Source organism: Clostridium sp. CM036 (assembly GCF_055081135.1).
This window is the reverse complement of sequence record NZ_CM143652.1, coordinates 439,130-457,075: the sequence shown is the minus strand read 5'-3', so window position 1 is coordinate 457,075 and position 17,946 is coordinate 439,130. Positions and strand designations below refer to the sequence as shown.

Genomic DNA, 17,946 nt, shown 5'->3' with positions numbered 1-17,946 from the left:
ATTTCACATATATTATATAGTGCTCCTTTTGATTATATTCATTAATCAACGCAGATATTAATATAAAATATAACCCAATTATTATTTTAAAATTTTACGTAATAATAAAATCATATATTGCCAGTAATGCTAATTTACAACTAATTGTTTATCTGCATTCTGTTCAATATATGATTTTATTAATCACTAAAGTATATTAGATCATCTCCTGCGGAGGTGCACTATTAATTTCTTGTACCTTTAGTATATATGAATTTAAATTACTAATATAAATGTAATATAATAAAATGCTACCACAGACACAAATAGAATACTATCAAACCGATCTAAAACTCCACCATGTCCTGGAATAAGGCTACTGTAATCTTTGGCTCCTACAAATCTTTTTATAGATGACGCAATTAAATCTCCAAGTTGTCCGAAACTGCCACAAAGAACGCCAATTATAGCGTAATGATATAATTGAATAGGTACACCATATTTTGAAATAACATAGCCATAAATTGTACACCCTATAGTGCTGCCTAAAAGGCCTCCTATTGAGCCCTCAATTGTTTTATTAGGGCTAACTTTAGGGCAGAGCTTATGTTTGCCACCTTTACCTAAAAATCTTCCACAATAATAGGCTGACGTATCACAGACCCACGAGCAAATAAATATAATCCAAACTAAATATTGACCGTAGGTTTTATTGTTTATAAACACTATAAAACTAAAAAATACTGCCACATATAAAAATCCGAATATAGTGAGGGCCACATCAACAAAATTATATTTTGTATAAATCACCGGAATACATAATAGTAAAAGAATTGTTACTATTAAAATGTATACATTAAAACTTGCTGAAAAATCCTTGCTCATATTCAAGTAATATACTATACATAAAATATATCCTATAATTCCAATTGGCTTATAGTGTTTTTTTCTAGAAACTTTATAGAACTCATACATTCCAAAAAGCGAAAGTACCATTACACTATATTTTAAGTACTCTCCACCTAAAATTAAAAATATTATTAACGGAGCTAACATCAGTGCTCCTATATATCTATTATTCATAATTTTCTCCTCTATTTAACCTTTCCAAATCTTCTGTCTCTTTTTTGATAATTTAATATTGCACATTTCAATTGCTTCTCATGAAAATCCGGCCAATTAATATCTGAAAACCAAAGTTCTGAGTATGCACTCTGCCATAGTAAAAAATTACTTAATCTTAACTCCCCACTAGGTCTTATTATAAGGTCTGGGTCGGGCATTTCTTTTGTATACAAATACTTTGAAAATAAACCCTCAGTTATTTCATCTTCATATATTTTTTTATTCTTCAAATCTAAACAAATTTCTTTTACAGCATCTACTATTTCGTTTCTTCCTCCATAATTTAAAGCTAGATTTAAAATTAACCCCTTATTATTCTTTGTCCTTTCATAAGCAGAGTTTAATTCCGTTATGCAAATCTGTGGTAATTTTGATATGTTACCAATAGAATTGATAACAACATCATTGGCGTTCAATTCCTCGAACTCATTTTTTAAATATTCTACTAATAATTTCATTAGAGCGTCTACTTCTTGTAAAGGTCTATTCCAATTTTCAGTTGAAAATGCGTATAATGTTAAATATTTAACCCCTAATTTGTTGCACTCTTTTACAATTCTTCTTATTGCTTCTACTCCAGCCTTATGTCCAAGTGCTCTCGGCAAATTACGCTCCTTAGCCCATCTACCATTCCCATCCATTATAATTGCAATATGTTCAGGTATTCTCGACATATCTAACTCAATATTATTACTTGTACTTTTATTTTTTTTAAAAAAAGCGAATAATGTTTTCAATAAAATTCCCTCCTTTTTATTAGTTATATTATAATCTTAAATAGAACCTGCATAACTGCAGGTTCTATTTAAAATTATATATTAAACGGCCATTACTTCTTTTTCTTTAACCTCTATTAATGTATCTATTTCTTTAATAAATTTATCTGTTTCTTTTTGGATGATATCTTCTGATTTTTTAGCTTCATCCTCAGTAATTTCGGTGTTTTTTTTCAAAGCCTTAATTTTATCATTAGCATCTCGCCTAATAGATCTTATAGCTACTTTAGCATCTTCTCCTGTTTTCTTTACAGTTTTAATTAAAACTTTTCTTGTTTCTTCTGTAAGTTCAGGAATAATTAATCTAATTGCTGATCCATCACTTGATGGGTTTAATCCTAAATCGGATTTCAATATAGCTCTTTCTATATCTTTCATAGAAGATTTATCCCATGGCTGGATAAGTAATACTCTAGGTTCCGGTGCTGAAATGTTTGCTATTTGATTTAATGGCATAAGACTTCCATAACATTCAACATGAACCCTATCTAGCATTGTAGCATTTGCTCTCCCTGCTTTCATACCTGAAATCTCATGTTTAAAAACAGCAATAGTTTTATTCATTTTTTCATCAGCAATACTAATAATTTGTTTAATCATAGAATTCCCTCCATTTTATATTGATTCTTTAGTACAATCTGATACTAAAGTACCAATTTCTTCTCCTAAAATTGCTCTTTTTATATTTTCAGGATTATCTAGTCCAAAAACTAATATAGGTATATTATTGTCCATACATAATGATGTAGCCGTAGAATCCATAACTTGTAGACCTCTTTCAAGAACATTAAGATATGTAAGATTATCAAACTTCTTCGCATCATTATATTTATGAGGATCCTTATCGTAAACTCCATCTACTTTTTTAGCAAGCAAAATTACTTCAGCTTCTATTTCTGCCGCCCTAAGTGCCGCTGTTGTATCTGTTGAAAAATATGGATTGCCTGTACCAGCTGCGAATATAACAACCCTACCTTTTTCTAAATGCCTCATAGCTCTTCTTCTTATAAATGGTTCTGCTACCGCCTTCATTTCAATGGCAGTTTGTACTCTAGTATTTACGCCTATATTCTCCAAAGAGTCTTGAAGCGCTAATGCATTAATGCAAGTTGCCATCATTCCCATATAATCCGCAGTAGTCCTGTCCATGCCTTCACCACTTCTACCACGCCATATGTTTCCGCCTCCAACAACTATGCCTATCTCAACACCTAACTCAACCAATTCTTTTATTTGAAGTGCTATCTCATTTGTAATTTCAAAGTCTATTCCAAATCCTTTTTCACCAGCTAAAGCTTCTCCTGAAATCTTTAACATAACTCTTTTATATTTAGCAACCTCCATAAACATTATACCTCCAATTTATAGTATTACTTATTTTAAAAAAGAGAACACGTAGTGTTCTCTTTAATTGTTATTTACCCTGTACTTGTCTTTGAACTTCTTCAGCAAAGTTTTCTTCCTTCTTTTCTATGCCTTCTCCTCTTTCAAATCTCACATATCTTGTTATAGTTATGTCAGCACCAAGTTTTTTAGATTCTTCTTGAAGATATTTTTTAATAGTATAGTCAGCATTTTTAACCCAAACTTGTTCAAGCAAGCAAACTTCTTTATAATACTTATTTACTCTACCCATAACCATTTTTTCAATGATTTTTTCTGGTTTTCCTTCGTTTATTGCTTGTACTCTGTATATTTCTTTTTCTTTTTCTAAAGTTTCACTATCAACACAAGTGTTATCTAAGAATAAAGGACTAGTAGCTGCAATTTGCATTGCAACATCTTTAGCAATCGTAATTAATACATCATCTTGTTTTGCGCAAGCGAGTTCTACTAAAACACCTATTCTTCCGCCACCGTGAATATAGCTTTGAACTATACCATTTTCAATAGAAAACTTTTGAAATCTTCTTACAGACATGTTCTCGCCCAATTTTGCTATTAAAGCTGTTACGGCATCCGTAACAGTAATTGCTTCATCAGCTATGTATTTTTCAGAAACTAATTCATCAATAGTAGTTGAAGTAGTTTGTACTGCTTGCATTGTTATGTTTTTCGCTAAAGTAACAAAATCTTCATTATCAGCTACAAAATCCGTTTCGCAATTAACCTCTACAACAGATCCAACTTTCATGTCATCTGAAATATATGAGTTTACTAATCCTTCTGCAGCTATTCTTCCAGATTTTTTTGCAGCTGCTGCTAAACCTTTTTCTCTTAAAAGTTCAACCGCTTTTTCTATGTCACCCTCTGTTTCACTTAGAGCCCTTTTACAATCCATCATACCGGCTCCAGTTTTTTCTCTTAACTCTTTAACCATACTTGCACTAATCATTATTATTTCCTCCTATTCCTATCTAATTTAAAAGGTAAATGAAAGAATTAACTTTCACCTACCCCCCAACTGTTATATCAATAATTATATTATTAGATAAATATAGTTACTATTATTCAGCTAATTGTTCACCTTGTCTGCCTTCTATAATAGCATCAGCTAATCTTTCAGTTATTAATTTAACTGCTCTTATAGCATCATCATTACCTGGAATTACATAATCAACTTCATCTGGATCACAGTTTGTGTCAACTATTGCAACTACAGGAATTCCAAGAATTTTAGCTTCAGAAATCGCATTCTTTTCTTTTCTTGGATCTACAACAAATAGAGCTCCAATTTTATTTGCATCCATGCTTCTTATTCCGCCTAAATTCTTTTCTAGTTTTTCTCTTTCATTTAGAAGGTGACTAACTTCTTTTTTTGGAAGAACTTCAAATATTCCGTCTTCTTCCATTTTAAATAACTCTTCTAATCTTTGTATTCTTGTTTTAATTGTTTTAAAGTTTGTTAACATTCCACCTAACCATCTATTGTTTACAAAATGCATTCCTGCTCTTACTGATTCAAATTTAATAGCTTCTTGAGCTTGTTTTTTTGTTCCTACAAATAGAACATCCTTACCTTCTTCAGATACAGATTTTATGAAATCATATGCCTCATCTATTTTTCTAACTGTTTTTTGTAAATCGATAATGTATATACCATTTCTTTCTGTAAATATGTATGGTGCCATTTTAGGATTCCATCTTCTAGTTTGATGTCCGAAGTGAACACCTGCCTCTAATAATTGTTTCATTGAAATAACTGCCATTAATAATAACCTCCTTGGTTTTTACCTCCATCACCATCATCTTATTGAAGTCCAAATATCGGAACCCTTCCATAATCAAGCAATGTGTGTATTTTCTTACCTACATAGTATATCACAATGTGATAATGTATTCAATATTTTTTTTAATAAAATTGAAATACTTGTTTCATCTATATTTATATTTTAATAATTAAAAACAATTTAAGGCAGAACAAAATTGCTCTGCCTCAAATTATTTTATTTTTTTAAGCTCGTCAATTAGCTTCTCATTTAATATTTTGATATGAGTACCCTTCATTCCAAGTGATCTTGATTCTATTACTCCTGCACTTTCAAATTTTCTAAGTGCATTAACAATAACAGATCTAGTTATTCCAACTTTGTCTGCTATTCTAGATGCTACTAACAAGCCTTCAATTCCGTCTAATTCATTGAAAATATGTTGTACAGCTTCTAGTTCAGAATAAGATAGTGTTCCAATAGCAAGTTGCACTACTGCTTTTTTCCTTTCTTCTTCTTCTATCAAATCATTTTTAGCTCTCAAAATCTCAAGTCCAACTATAGTAGCACTATATTCAACTAAGACTAAATCATCATCTGTAAACTCTTTATCAAATCTAGCAAGTAAAAGAGTACCTAATCTCTCTCTGTTACCATTTATCGGTACTATGGTGGATAATTTATTTTCTATTGAGCATTCCCTATCATCTTGGAATACACAAATATTTTTATTCGTAAGATTAGCCCTTGTTTCGTTGACATTAAGCAAACTATTATTGTAATTTTCCGGAAATCTCATATTTTTTATAATTTCATCCTTTACGATTTCACATTCAAATCCGCTTGATAAATTATAACCCAATATTTTTCCTTTTCTGCTAATAATATATACATTACATTGCAATACATCGCTTAGCAAATTACAAATATCATCAAAAACTACTGGCTCCGTTCCTGATTTTTGCAATATTTTATTTAGCATTCTTGTTTTAGCTAATAGTGACACAATATTCCTCCTCATTTATGTTATAAAACACAATCTATATTATTTAATCCAATTCATAAATCTATCTTGCTTTAGCATAAGCAAAATTCAAAATATTTCAAATTTTTAGAATCGTTCCTTGTCCACTTAATACTATCACAACATTCATGCTATATCAACAGTGTTTTTTAAATTTCGACATTATATTTATTAAATTCTAGTAAATTTTTGACTTATTGTATAAATTTTACTTTTCCTCACTACTCTCTTCCCTATTTTCTTCGACTTTGTATTCCTTATGTTTACATTCTTTATTAGAACATTCCATATAATCGCCTTTAGTTTTACTATATCTTTTTAACATATATGTACCACACTCAGAACATTTTATTTCGGTAGGCTCAAACCAGCTTACAAAATCACATTCTGGATAATTACTGCATCCAAAAAATCTAGTTCCTTTCTTACTTCTTCTTTCTAAAATTTTCCCGCCACATTTAGGGCATGGAAGTTCTAGTTCTTTAGTAATTGCTTTTGTATTTTTGCATTCTGGGTAACCAGGGCATGCCATGAAATCACCAAATCTTCCATGTTTTATTACCATTAACTTGCCACATTTATCACATTCTACGTCTGTAACTTCATCTTCTATTGTGATTTTAGCTATCTCTTTTTCAGCAATTTCAATATCTTCTTTTAATGGTGTAAAAAATTCACTAACTATATTTTGCCACTTTTCCTGTCCTTGTTCTATATAATCTAAATTATTCTCCATTTGTGCTGTAAATTCAATATCCACTATCTGTTTAAAGTATTCACTTAAAATGTCATTCACAATATTTCCTATTTCTGTAACTTCTAAAATCTTTTGGTCTTTTTCTACATACTTTCTATTTAGAAGAGTTGTAATAATAGGTGCATAAGTACTAGGTCTTCCTATGCCATTTTCTTCTAATGTTTTTACAAGAGATGCCTCAGAAAATTTAGCAGGTGGCTGAGTAAAATGCTGCTTTCCTTCGGTTTTTTCACATTGCAGAATGTCTCCTTCATTCAATTCTGGAATTTTCAAAGTATTTTCTTCTTCATCTGGCTCTTCATCATAAATTTTTCTGAATCCATCGAAGGATACTTTAGACCCCGATGCCTTAAACACATAGTCTCCATTTACTATATCAATAGATATGGTATTTAGTAAACATGATTCCATTTGACTTGCTACATATCTATTCCAAATTAATTTATATAGTTTGTATTGTGGAGCTTTAAGAGTTTTTTTTGCTATCTCTGGCGTTATTTCAACATAAGAAGGTCTAACAGCTTCATGAGCATCTTGTATGTTTTTTTTACTTTTGTATATTCTAGGGGTACTCGGATAGTACTTCTCCCCATATTTACTCTCAATAAATTCTTTCGCATTTATTTGAGCTTCTTCAGCTATTCTAGTAGAATCAGTTCTCATATATGTAATTAATCCCACTGTTCCATGTCCTTCTATCTCCATACCTTCATATAATTGTTGCGCAATAGACATAGTTCTTTTAGTTGCAAAATTAAGTTTTCTATATGCATCTTGCTGCAATGTACTTGTTATGAATGGTGGTAATGGTTTTCTAGTCTTCGATGATTTCTTTATTTTGCTTATAATGAATTCTTTTTCCTTAAGTTCATTAATGACATTATCACTTTCTTCTTTAGAATTCATTTCAACTTTTTCTTTACCCTTAGAAGCTAATTTAACATTTAATTTCTGAGAATCTCCTTCTTTGTACAACTCGCATTCTATAGTCCAATACTCTTTGCTTATAAATTTTTCTATTTCCTTTTGTCTGTCACAGATTATTTTAAGTGTAACTGATTGAACTCGACCTGCACTAAGTCCCCATTTAACTTTTCTCCAAAGTATAGGACTAATTTCATATCCAACCAATCTATCAAGTATACGCCTTGCTTGTTGGGCATCCACAAGTGTCGCATTTATTACCCTTGGCGACTTTATAGCGTTTTTAACCGCTGTTTTGGTTATCTCATTGAATTCTATCCGACACTTATCTTTTTCATCTATTTTTAAGGCTTTTGCTAAATGCCAAGCTATAGCTTCACCCTCCCTATCAGGATCTGTTGCCAAATAAATCTTGTCGCTTTTTTTTGCTTCTTTTCTTAGTTTCGAAAGAAGTTCTCCCTTACCACGGATAGTTATATATTTAGGTTCATAATTATTTTCTATGTCAACCCCCAATTGGCTTTTTGGCAAATCTCTAACATGCCCCATGGACGCCTCAACTACATAACTACTTCCTAAATATTTTTTTATAGTTTTAGCTTTAGCCGGCGACTCAACTATAACAAGTTTTTGTCCCATCTTATCCCCTCCATCAATGTATTCTAATATAGTTAATATATATTTACTTATATTTTGTCATTTACTTTTACATAATAGTTTCCTGATAGACATAATATTTCATTTTTAATCTGCATTTCAAATAATACCTCATATAATTGTTTTATGTCAATGTTAGTTATTCTAATAATATCGTTTATATGTAGTGGACTATCATTTATAATGCTATATATCTTTTTGTTAATTTGACTATTAAAAGACCGCACAGTGGTTTTTTTTTGATTCTTCATCTCTATCCCCATTAAATTAAATATATCATCAGAACAAGTCATAGGGTATGCTCCATCCTTAATTAATTTATTGGTTCCTTTGCTTTCATATGAAAATATAGAGCCTGGCACAGCCATAACATCTTTGCCTTGTTCGAGTGCTAAATTTGCAGTAATTAAAGATCCACTTTTTTCACCAGCCTCTATTACAATAATAATATCACCGAGAGCGCTTATTATTCTATTCCTTTGGGGAAAGTTGTAAGCATGTGGTGGTGTTCCTGGTAAAAACTCTGAAATAACAGCACCTTTTTCAATTATCTCATTGAAAATTTTAAGATTTTCTTTTGGGTATACTATATCTAACCCTGAACCTAAAACTGCACAAGTATAGCCTTCGCCTTCTAAACAACTTTCATGGGCAAAAGTGTCAATGCCCTTAGCCATTCCGCTAATAATGTTAATATTATTAGCACATAAATCCGAGCATATAATTTTAGTAACATCCTTACCATAATTTGAATACTTCCTCGAACCAACTATAGAAATATTGAATCCATCCTCTAATGGCAATATGTTTCCTTTATAAAATAACGCAAATGGTGCATCATCATAATTTTTTAATTTTTTAGGATATTCCTCTTCTAAATAAGTAACTGATTTTATTTCATTAACCTCTAATTTTTTTTTACCTTATCAATTTCACCCTCATTCCAAGCATCTGTAAGTACGTCAATTAAATTATTTTTAAAATATTCTGTTTTTTTATTATGTACACCATAATACCATATTTTTTCTGTATTATGAAAATCATTTATTAATTTCAGTTTATTTTTAGGGGATAATTTAATTAAAGAAAACCATATATCATAGTCATTCATTTTTTTCACTCTACCTCCACTAACTTAAATTTATTTTTTTATATTACCAATTAAATCATCTCCTGCGGAGCTGAAACATCTTCACAGAAGATGCATTGACGACTTCAGAAGGAGATTTACACTCCCACTGAAGTTTTCTCTTTGTTATAGTATGGAACTCCCACTTATAGAAGTGGGAGACTTCCCTTCTGAAATGTCGTTAAACTATCTTTTCATCTATAAATTTTCTATATTGCATAGCTTCAATTATATGTTTATCTAAGATATTCTCACTTTCATCTAAATCTGCAATAGTCCTTGCTACCTTAAGAATTCTAGAATAAGCTCTTGTGCTTAGAGTAAATTTATTATACATTAATTCCATGATTTTACTAGCTTTATTATCTAAATGGCAGTACCTTTTAATTAGCTTTTGGCTCATCTCTGCATTACAGTGAATTTCTTCCGTTCTAAATCTTTTTTCTTGAATATCTCTTGCTACCTCTACTCTTTTTTTAATAACATTAGATTTTTCACTACTTTTCCCACTAGCTATTTTATTATAAGGCAGAGCATTTACTGCTGTAAATATATCAATGCGGTCTAGAAGTGGGCCTGATAGTTTACTCAAATACCTTCTTCTTTCATAATCACTACAACTACATCGCTTCTCATAAGATCCGTAATATCCACAAGGACATGGATTTAAGGCACTTACAAACATAAAGTTTGATGGATATTCTACAGTTCCATTTATTCTTGAAATATTAATTTTTCTATCCTCTAAAGGTTGCCTTAGTATTTCTATTACATTTTTTTTAAATTCTAATATTTCATCTAAAAACAATACTCCTTTATGCGCTAAAGAGATTTCTCCAGGTATTAACTTATTTCCACCACCAACCAAAGCAATTCGTGATATAGTATGATGCGGACTCCTAAAAGGTCTTTGCAGAATAATCCCTCCATTATCACCAAGATTTCCAGAAACACTATAAATTTTAGTAACCTCAAGTGATTCCTCTTGACTTAAAGATGGTAGTATAGTAGGAATTCTCTTAGCCATCATGGATTTACCTGAACCAGGTGGACCATACATAAGTAAATTATGATTTCCTGCAGCGGCTACTTCAATAGCACGTTTTGAGCTTTCTTGTCCCATAACGTCTTCATAATCTAACTCTTCATTTATTAATATTTCTAAATCATTGCACTGCTTATAAGGCAACAAGTCCTTATAAGTTAAAAAACTCACTACTTGATTTAAATTATCTAAAGGAAATATCTTTGCAGATTTAACAAGACTACATTCTTTTGCGTTGTTACTAGGAACAATAAATTTTTCAATTCCGTTTTCTATTCCTTCCATAACCACAGGTAATGAGCCTCTTACTTTTCTTAACTTTCCAGACAAAGATAATTCTCCGATAAAAAGATAATCGTTAATATCATTAACAATAATTTGTTTAGTTGCCAGAAGTATCCCTATAGCTATAGGCAAATCAAATAGAGACCCTTCTTTTTTTAAATCTGCTGGTGCTAAATTTATAGTTATTCTATTTACTGGAAAATCAAACCCTGAGTTTAGTATTGCAGAACGTACTCGCTCTTTTGATTCTTTAACTGCAATATCTGCAAGTCCAACAATGTTTAAAGCAGGCAACCCTCGAGTGATATCAATTTCAACAGTAACTATAACCCCTTTAATTCCTGTAAAAGCAGCAGACATAATTTGTATTGCCATATTATCACCTTAACCTTTATTATTCCTTCTATTTCATAATTATTGACAAAATAATTTTCTGTAGACTCATTATTCATATAATTTAGTTCATTAAAGCTTTTTATTTTAAACAAAAAACAAAAAACACAGGCATAATAACTTTACCTGTGCTATAAGTTGGGTTAAATCTGACCTAATACAATGCATCCAAACTTAGATACCATGCTACTTATTCCGTTAATTTTTACATAACCCTCATTTTTTATTTAAGAGTAATACTGATTTTACAGCTTCTCTAATCTCTTCATATGATGTGCATCTGCAAATATTGGATTGAAGCCATTCCTCAATAGTTTCGTCATCTGCATCCGGGTGAATGGTTATAAGTCCATAACAGTTCATTATGAAACCTGGAGTACAATATCCACATTGAAAACTCCATTTATCTATAAAAGCTTTTTGAATTGGCTCTTCTTTTAAGCCCTCAATAGTGGTCACTTTATGTCCAATAGCTTCAACAGCTAGCATAATACATGATTTAACAGGCAATCCATCTAAGAGTACAGTACATGTACCACAATCTCCATTTTCGCACCCAGCCTTTGCTCCAGTTAGTCCCAATTGTTCTCTAAGCACCCTAAGTAGGGTATCCGCAGGCCTAATAACTAACTTTCTCTTTTCGCCATTAATATTGAGTTCTATTTTTGATGTCTCAATATATGATATCATTTCCCTTCACCATCCAGTATTTCCAAAGTATAATCTAGCAAATTTCTTAATACGAACTTCTTATATCCAGAGGAACCTTGCATATTGCCCAATATAGGAGCAGGCAAATGACTTATCGCCTGTTCTATCCTTTTCTCCTTTGAAACATTTTTGTTATTTATATACCCTTCCATTTCTATAGACCTAAATGGAAAAGCACAGACCCCGCTAAATGCCATTTGAATATTATTGTGTTTCCTAAGTGCAGCCATACTAATTAAAGGGTACCCTATCTTTTCTTGTTTGGTCTTCTTTATACATATATTAGGCAAATCGGAATAACTCACATCTGTTGTCAATTGAAAAAGCAATTCTCCTTTTTCCAGTTGAAGACTTTGATTAAAAGCACGATTTATTGGAACTATCCTTTTACCTTTTTCTCCATATATAACTGCATTGCTATCTGCAATTAAATAGCCTAAAATCGCTTCCTTATATATGATTTTACCACAAATATCCCCTCCTACAGTTATCAAATTACGCGATGTATGATCTGCCGGAAAGTTTGCTGTCTTACTCAAGAATGGGATTAATTTATTCTCGGCAATGCGAGCAAGCGTAACTGCAGCTCCTATTACTAGCTGGTCGCCTCTTTTTTCAAATACATTGCACTCAGAAATTCCTTTAGTGTCTATTACTGCCTTTGTAGATATATCATTTCTCCTTGCCATAGTGATTATTTCTGTACCACCCGAATAATATAAAGGCTCCTTACCGCTCTGGCGAAGATTGTGATACAGTTCTACTGCCTCATCTAATGAATCAGGTTTATAATACTCAAAATCCAATGCAATCATTATTGTCCTCCCTCTTTTGCTTTCCATATGAACTCAGGAGTTAACGGCAATTGGTTAAGGGGGACATTTGCCGCATAAGATAAGCTGTTTGCAAGCGCTGCTGGCATTCCAATTACACCATGTTCTCCAATTCCTCTTGCACCATATGGGGCGTCTATTTGTGGAGTTTCTATAAAGTCTACAAGATACTCTGGAGTTTCTCCAAATCTCGTAATTTCATATGTTCTTAGCTGCTTATTCTGAATAATGCCTTTATCCGTAAACAAAAATGCTTCTCTACTAGCAAAACTCAATCCCTGGTTCATACCACCAGAAATTTGACCTTTTGCAATCGCTGGATTAATAACCTTCCCTGCATCTATAACACAAGCTGCCTTTGTAATTTTGTAGGTATATTCCTTTTTATCAAATTCTACTTCTACAGCTGTTGCACCAACAGTCCACTCTGGACCTGGATTACCTTTGCCAGTTTCAGGATCTAATCCTGTTAGATGTTTTAAAACAAAACTTCCTCTTCCAATAACCTGTCCTCCAACTGAATTTCCATTGGGATAGGTATAGCCAAATGCTATTTTACTTATTTTTATTCCTATTTGGGGATTGTCTTTTAAAAATACTCTTCCCCAACCAACTTCCAGTTCATCGGTGGAACACCTTAAAGGAATAGCTGCTGTTATACATAGTTGATCAATAGCATCCTCAGCTGCTCTAAGTATTGCTCTACCAATCAGCAAAATAGTCCTGCTTGCAGCTGTTTTCCAGTGATCTGGAGATGTCTGAGTATTAACATCCATCACTACATGGATTTGATCTACATCCATTTTCATTTTTTCTGCTAATATCTGTGCCAAAGCTGTTTTAGTTCCCTGCCCCATTTCAACTGCACCACAAATAAGATTAATGCTTCCATCCGGATTAAAGGTAAGAATTGCTCCTCCTCCTGCATTTAAAGCTGTATTTGAATTCTTCCAGAAGAAGCTTATACCTTTAGCCTTCACTTTACCATCCTCGGTTTCAGCTATTCTTCCCTCTTCCCAATGTATTAGTTCAGATAACCTTCCAATACACTTCGGTAAATTTCCCAAATTACTTCTAGTGAGTAAAGTTTGAGTAGGGCTAGTATCCCCTGGTAATATTGCATTTCTTAATCTTAATTCTAAAGGATCCATCCCAATCTTATCCGCTAGTATATCGATTATTCTCTCTATTGGGAATGTAAGCTCCGCATGACCGAAGCCTCTGAAAGCTGCAGCATAAGGATGATTTGTATACATACACAATGAATCGCACCATACATTTTCAATATTGTATGGCCCTGTACAGTCTATAGCAGCTGCCCTACTTATAATTACCGCTCTATCTGAGTATGCACCTCCATCAAATAAATATGTTATCTTTACAGCAGTTAGCCTCCCATATTTTGTGCATCCTAGCTTAACTTTTGCATCAAGACCTATATGAACTGGAGATGTAATCATATCTTCTTCTCTTGTATTTGTAAGTTTAACTTGTCTTCCTCCAACCGCCTTTGAACACAAATAAGCAATGAATTCTAGCTGTACAGCTGTTTTACCTCCATAAGCCCCACCTACTAAAGGTACATTAACAATAACCTTACCAGGGTCAATTTTAAAGAAATCACTTATAAGCTTTTTTATTACAAAGGGTGCCTGAGAAGCAGAGTATATAATAACCCTACCATCCGGTAATATTTCTGCCCGTACACACCTGGTTTCCATAGCAGCATGATCTGAGGGTGGAAAAGAAAAGCTAGCTTCGACAGTTACCTCACTTTTATCCAAAGCCTTTCTAATATCACCTTTTCTTATTTTAGTTCTGTTAGCAATATTTGTATTAGCTTCTGGCAGCGTATCATCTATAATTGTATATTGACCAAGATTTTCATGAACCAATGGGGCATCTTTTTTAAGAGCCTCGCCAGGAGAATTCACAACTTGCAAAGGTTTATACTGTATTTTTATAAGCAAAGCCGCTTTTTCAGCCTCGATTTCGCTATCAGCCACCACCACCGCCACGGGTTCACCATTGTATCTTACTTTATCTATTGCAATAGGAGGTCTATCAATAATAGTTGATCCTATAAGCTGCGGAAAGTACTTGCCTGTTATTACCGCCCTAACTCCTGGAGATTTTAATGAATCTGCATATTCAATAGATTTTATTTTTGCATGAGCATGAGGACTTGTTATCATTCTTGCATATAAAAGTCCTGGAATTTGATAATCATTGGTATATTTAGCCATACCTGTTACTTTATCTAAAGACTCTTTTCTAGGCACACTTTTACCTATATTATTTATTTTATGCATAGACTCTCCTTTAAATAATATTCATATACTTTTATAATGTATTTATTATTGTTAATCATTATGAATTTATTTCAGGCTGAGGTGCTCAAATGAATTATCAAAGAAATAGTAGCATATGATCCTGATATCTTATGGATACAGTGTAATTGACTAAAGCAAATTGACATTCAGTTAAGTTTTAATTATTTATATGCTGATATCTCTAAAAGCTTATCTACAGTAACGAAGCTGTATCCCATTTCTTTAAGCTTTGAAATAATTTGTGGCAGTGCCTCGGTAGTGACTTTTTTATCTTCATTACAATGCATTAAGATTATTTCTCCAGGACGTACGTTTTCAACTGAATTTTTAACAATATTATCAACTTCGCGTTGCTCCCAATCTAAGGTATCGGTGGACCAAATTATGTTTTTGTAATTTAATGTTGTTAAAGAATTCTGAACAGCATCATTTGTATCACCATAGGGTACTCTTATTAATGCAGGCGTTTTTCCTATTACCTTATTGATTTCATTTTCAGTTAAAGTTACTTCATTCCTAATTTCAGATGCATTAATAGTGGCGAAGTCTTTATGAGCCCAACTATGATTTGATATTACATTTCCATCTTCATAGGCCTCTTTAATTATGGATTTGCATGCTTCGATTTGTTTACCAATACAGAAAAAAGTGCCTTGAATATTATTCTCGCGTAATACTTTAATAATTTTAGGAGTATTTATGGGGTCTGGACCATCATCAAATGTAAGTGCTACTACCTTGTTTACATTTTGGCCATTAATATATAAGTCAGAAGGATATTTTTTAGCTAAGTTCACTACATTTTTTCTCCATTTTGTCATTGCTGCATCGGGATAGATTGTAGGTCTACTACTTGTACCTAAAATATCATAAATGACTTGAGCTTTTTTCGTAGCTGTGTCCGAGGAAGTTTGAGGTAGCGTGAGTTCACTGGCAGTAGGTTGAATTATGTTTTCTTTATCTGTAGTCTTATCTACAGAAGATTGCGTCTCTGTTATTTTAATCGGAGCATGTATTTTATAAGTAATAAATACTGAACCTATAAGTAATACTAAGAGGCCAAATACGTTAAATAATTTTTTCATAAAATAATCAAACCTTTCTTAAATTATTAAGTTTTCATAATTTTGCTATTATATAAAATGAGTTAGAGTGCCAGTAATACAATACATAGAATTCTTTATATCCCTCAAAGCATTTACATCCACACCCTCACCTCCCACTCTTTTAACTTCTATAAAAGAATGTAAAACCCTTTAATTACTATAAAAGCAGCAGGCATAATTTGAAAATAAATAAGAGTTATATTATAGAAATATAATATAACTCTTATTTTACTTTTTATATATTATTTAGTCACAAGCATAGTGTACTTGTTGCGTTTAAGAAATATTTGATTTATAGTGGCAAAGGGAAAACAGTGGGGAAAGGTCATTTATGGAATTAATTTCTCGTATTCCTGGCTATCCATGTGGTTCAATACAATTATGACAAAAATACCCTACAAAGTAGAGTCAGTTAACTTTGAGACAATTATGCCTCTTTTTTTAACTGTATCCCTTATAGGGTCCATTTTATACTTGTATAATATGATTCTTATTTTATTTTTTATGTCCTATTTAATAATAAGTACTATCAAAATTTAACTTGTTTATCCATTATTTTTATACTCATAGAAAAACTTTATTTCCCATGTAATCCTTCTTTACTTTAACATATTAAATGTCCTACTTGTCACGGAATAACTCTAAAAGGTTTATATAATGATTGGCTTCTCTAAGGACATGATCTGCCAAAAGCGGAACAATTATTGACTTGATTTTACAATTTAAGAGTCCTTCAGTAGCCTGAGTCTTAAATTCTCTAATCTTAATAGTTTGTCTTAAAGTGTTATCCGTAAGGCCAGATAACTCTAATGAAGATTTATTCACAGCAGATGCTTCTTTTCTTAGTGTTTCAAATTCTTTCCCAAAATTATTTGATATATCGAATAGTTCCACTTCAGTAGGATCTAATAACCCTCTAATAAAGTAAGAATGCTCTGACATTATTCTGTTCCAAAAGGTTTCCTGTTCAACTATATCTCTTTGCACATCAATCTCAATACCATTTTGTAATCTTGTTAATAACGTTGCAAAGAATATTGCCTCCCTAAGTATATGATCTATTAACAATGGATAAGCGGTAGTAAATACCTTGCAGGATAAAACATCGCTTTTAAGTTTGGCTTTGAATTTAGCAATCATATTAGTCGCTGCTATAGAATTGTAATTCAGCGCATAAACATGTTCAGTTAACATGGATAGGTTCATATTATTCATTCCAGGTACTAATGAGTTCTCCATAGCAGTTACGCTTGAGTCTATAAAAATTCCAGTAGCAAATTGAGTCGCCCTCTCAGCATCCATTGTATATTTAGTCGAAATTTCATTTGCCTTTAACACTCTAACAGGAATTACTCCGTCAGACAAGGATATTGCATGTGAAAGCAATCTAGTAAATTCATTTTTAAAGGCATCCGCTTGATTGATTAAATTTCTATCCTTTATAACAAATGCTGCCTCCAAAAATATGGAGTGCTCCTTCATTATTCTTAGAAAGAATAGATTTAACTCTAAAGATTGATTTATAAATTTTTGATTTGATATCATAACATACTCCTAAATTATTATTTCATCATTAATAATATATTCAGAATAAATGTATTAAATGATTATAAAAATAATATTTTACAACAACTTTTATTTCAATCATAATACTCTTGATGAAACTGTGACGTCCAAAGGTCTGATGGACAATAAATCACCGAAGGCTTTCACCGTAAAA

General features: G+C 32.0%; 14 protein-coding genes and 1 pseudogene. All 15 read right to left on the bottom strand.

The genetic code is table 11. The annotated features are described in order from the left end of the window. Positions 1-255 precede the first annotated feature (255 nt). The 15 genes and pseudogenes from ACWJKE_RS02110 to ACWJKE_RS02040 all read right to left on the bottom strand — a co-directional run bounded on the left by ACWJKE_RS02110 (position 256) and on the right by ACWJKE_RS02040 (position 17,771). Positions 256-1,062: a phosphatidate cytidylyltransferase gene (locus ACWJKE_RS02110; RefSeq protein WP_216303091.1), complete on the bottom strand. Its 807-nt coding sequence runs from the start codon at positions 1,060-1,062 to the stop codon at positions 256-258. An 11-nt stretch (positions 1,063-1,073) separates the two neighbouring features. Beyond that, positions 1,074-1,778, bottom strand: coding sequence for an isoprenyl transferase (locus tag ACWJKE_RS02105; protein WP_253198183.1), 705 nt, complete (start codon positions 1,776-1,778; stop codon positions 1,074-1,076). A 144-nt stretch (positions 1,779-1,922) separates the two neighbouring features. After that, a complete protein-coding gene (gene frr / locus ACWJKE_RS02100) occupies positions 1,923-2,480 on the bottom strand; it encodes a ribosome recycling factor (RefSeq protein ID WP_216303094.1) in 558 nt (185 codons plus the stop codon). 15 nt (positions 2,481-2,495) lie between these two features. Continuing rightward, a complete protein-coding gene (gene pyrH, locus ACWJKE_RS02095) occupies positions 2,496-3,224 on the bottom strand; it encodes a UMP kinase (RefSeq protein WP_216303097.1) in 729 nt (242 codons plus the stop codon). Positions 3,225-3,294: 70 nt separating this feature from the next. Next, the gene (gene tsf / locus ACWJKE_RS02090) at positions 3,295-4,215 is read right to left on the bottom strand and encodes a translation elongation factor Ts (RefSeq protein WP_220285896.1); all 921 of its coding nucleotides are present in this window, start codon (positions 4,213-4,215) and stop codon (positions 3,295-3,297) included. A 112-nt stretch (positions 4,216-4,327) separates the two neighbouring features. Then, positions 4,328-5,029: a 30S ribosomal protein S2 gene (gene rpsB / locus ACWJKE_RS02085; RefSeq protein WP_165412164.1), complete on the bottom strand. Its 702-nt coding sequence runs from the start codon at positions 5,027-5,029 to the stop codon at positions 4,328-4,330. A gap of 232 nt (positions 5,030-5,261) precedes the next feature. Then, positions 5,262-6,038, bottom strand: coding sequence for a GTP-sensing pleiotropic transcriptional regulator CodY (codY, locus tag ACWJKE_RS02080; RefSeq protein ID WP_165414693.1), 777 nt, complete (start codon positions 6,036-6,038; stop codon positions 5,262-5,264). 223 nt (positions 6,039-6,261) lie between these two features. Next, positions 6,262-8,373, bottom strand: coding sequence for a type I DNA topoisomerase (gene topA, locus ACWJKE_RS02075; protein ID WP_216303099.1), 2,112 nt, complete (start codon positions 8,371-8,373; stop codon positions 6,262-6,264). Positions 8,374-8,420: 47 nt separating this feature from the next. Then, positions 8,421-9,502: pseudogene (dprA, locus tag ACWJKE_RS02070) on the bottom strand (DNA-processing protein DprA). Between the two features lie 199 nt (positions 9,503-9,701). After that, positions 9,702-11,225 carry a YifB family Mg chelatase-like AAA ATPase gene (locus ACWJKE_RS02065; RefSeq protein WP_220285897.1) on the bottom strand — a complete coding sequence of 508 codons (1,524 nt, stop codon included), beginning with the start codon at positions 11,223-11,225 and terminating at the stop codon, positions 9,702-9,704. Positions 11,226-11,459: 234 nt separating this feature from the next. Further along, positions 11,460-11,933, bottom strand: a complete 474-nt coding sequence (locus ACWJKE_RS02060) for a (2Fe-2S)-binding protein (RefSeq protein WP_220285898.1) — start codon at positions 11,931-11,933, stop codon at positions 11,460-11,462. Next, on the bottom strand, positions 11,930-12,769 hold the full coding sequence (locus ACWJKE_RS02055; protein WP_462959124.1) for an FAD binding domain-containing protein: 840 nt from the start codon (positions 12,767-12,769) through the stop codon (positions 11,930-11,932). Before ACWJKE_RS02055 ends, ACWJKE_RS02060 begins: the two co-directional genes overlap by 4 nt. Next, positions 12,769-15,099 carry a xanthine dehydrogenase family protein molybdopterin-binding subunit gene (locus ACWJKE_RS02050; protein ID WP_462959123.1) on the bottom strand — a complete coding sequence of 777 codons (2,331 nt, stop codon included), beginning with the start codon at positions 15,097-15,099 and terminating at the stop codon, positions 12,769-12,771. Before ACWJKE_RS02050 ends, ACWJKE_RS02055 begins: the two co-directional genes overlap by 1 nt. A gap of 182 nt (positions 15,100-15,281) precedes the next feature. Further along, positions 15,282-16,205, bottom strand: a complete 924-nt coding sequence (locus tag ACWJKE_RS02045; RefSeq protein ID WP_216303106.1) for a polysaccharide deacetylase family protein — start codon at positions 16,203-16,205, stop codon at positions 15,282-15,284. Positions 16,206-16,847: 642 nt separating this feature from the next. After that, a complete protein-coding gene (locus tag ACWJKE_RS02040) occupies positions 16,848-17,771 on the bottom strand; it encodes a DUF2935 domain-containing protein (protein ID WP_220319502.1) in 924 nt (307 codons plus the stop codon). Positions 17,772-17,946 lie beyond the last annotated feature (175 nt).

Excerpts from the sequence above, each read along its gene's own strand:
- frr (WP_216303094.1), bottom strand. The coding sequence starts at position 2,480 with ATGATTAAACAAATTATTAGTATTGCTGATGAAAAAATGAATAAAACT.
- ACWJKE_RS02105 (WP_253198183.1), bottom strand. The coding sequence starts at position 1,778 with ATGTCGAGAATACCTGAACATATTGCAATTATAATGGATGGGAATGGT.
- ACWJKE_RS02110 (WP_216303091.1), bottom strand. The coding sequence starts at position 1,062 with ATGAATAATAGATATATAGGAGCACTGATGTTAGCTCCGTTAATAATA.
- topA (WP_216303099.1), bottom strand. The coding sequence starts at position 8,373 with ATGGGACAAAAACTTGTTATAGTTGAGTCGCCGGCTAAAGCTAAAACT.
- ACWJKE_RS02055 (WP_462959124.1), bottom strand. The coding sequence starts at position 12,769 with ATGATTGCATTGGATTTTGAGTATTATAAACCTGATTCATTAGATGAG.
- tsf (WP_220285896.1), bottom strand. The coding sequence starts at position 4,215 with ATGATTAGTGCAAGTATGGTTAAAGAGTTAAGAGAAAAAACTGGAGCC.
- ACWJKE_RS02045 (WP_216303106.1), bottom strand. The coding sequence starts at position 16,205 with ATGAAAAAATTATTTAACGTATTTGGCCTCTTAGTATTACTTATAGGT.
- ACWJKE_RS02060 (WP_220285898.1), bottom strand. The coding sequence starts at position 11,933 with ATGATATCATATATTGAGACATCAAAAATAGAACTCAATATTAATGGC.
- ACWJKE_RS02065 (WP_220285897.1), bottom strand. The coding sequence starts at position 11,225 with ATGGCAATACAAATTATGTCTGCTGCTTTTACAGGAATTAAAGGGGTT.
- ACWJKE_RS02050 (WP_462959123.1), bottom strand. The coding sequence starts at position 15,099 with ATGCATAAAATAAATAATATAGGTAAAAGTGTGCCTAGAAAAGAGTCT.
- ACWJKE_RS02040 (WP_220319502.1), bottom strand. The coding sequence starts at position 17,771 with ATGATATCAAATCAAAAATTTATAAATCAATCTTTAGAGTTAAATCTA.
- pyrH (WP_216303097.1), bottom strand. The coding sequence starts at position 3,224 with ATGGAGGTTGCTAAATATAAAAGAGTTATGTTAAAGATTTCAGGAGAA.
- rpsB (WP_165412164.1), bottom strand. The coding sequence starts at position 5,029 with ATGGCAGTTATTTCAATGAAACAATTATTAGAGGCAGGTGTTCACTTC.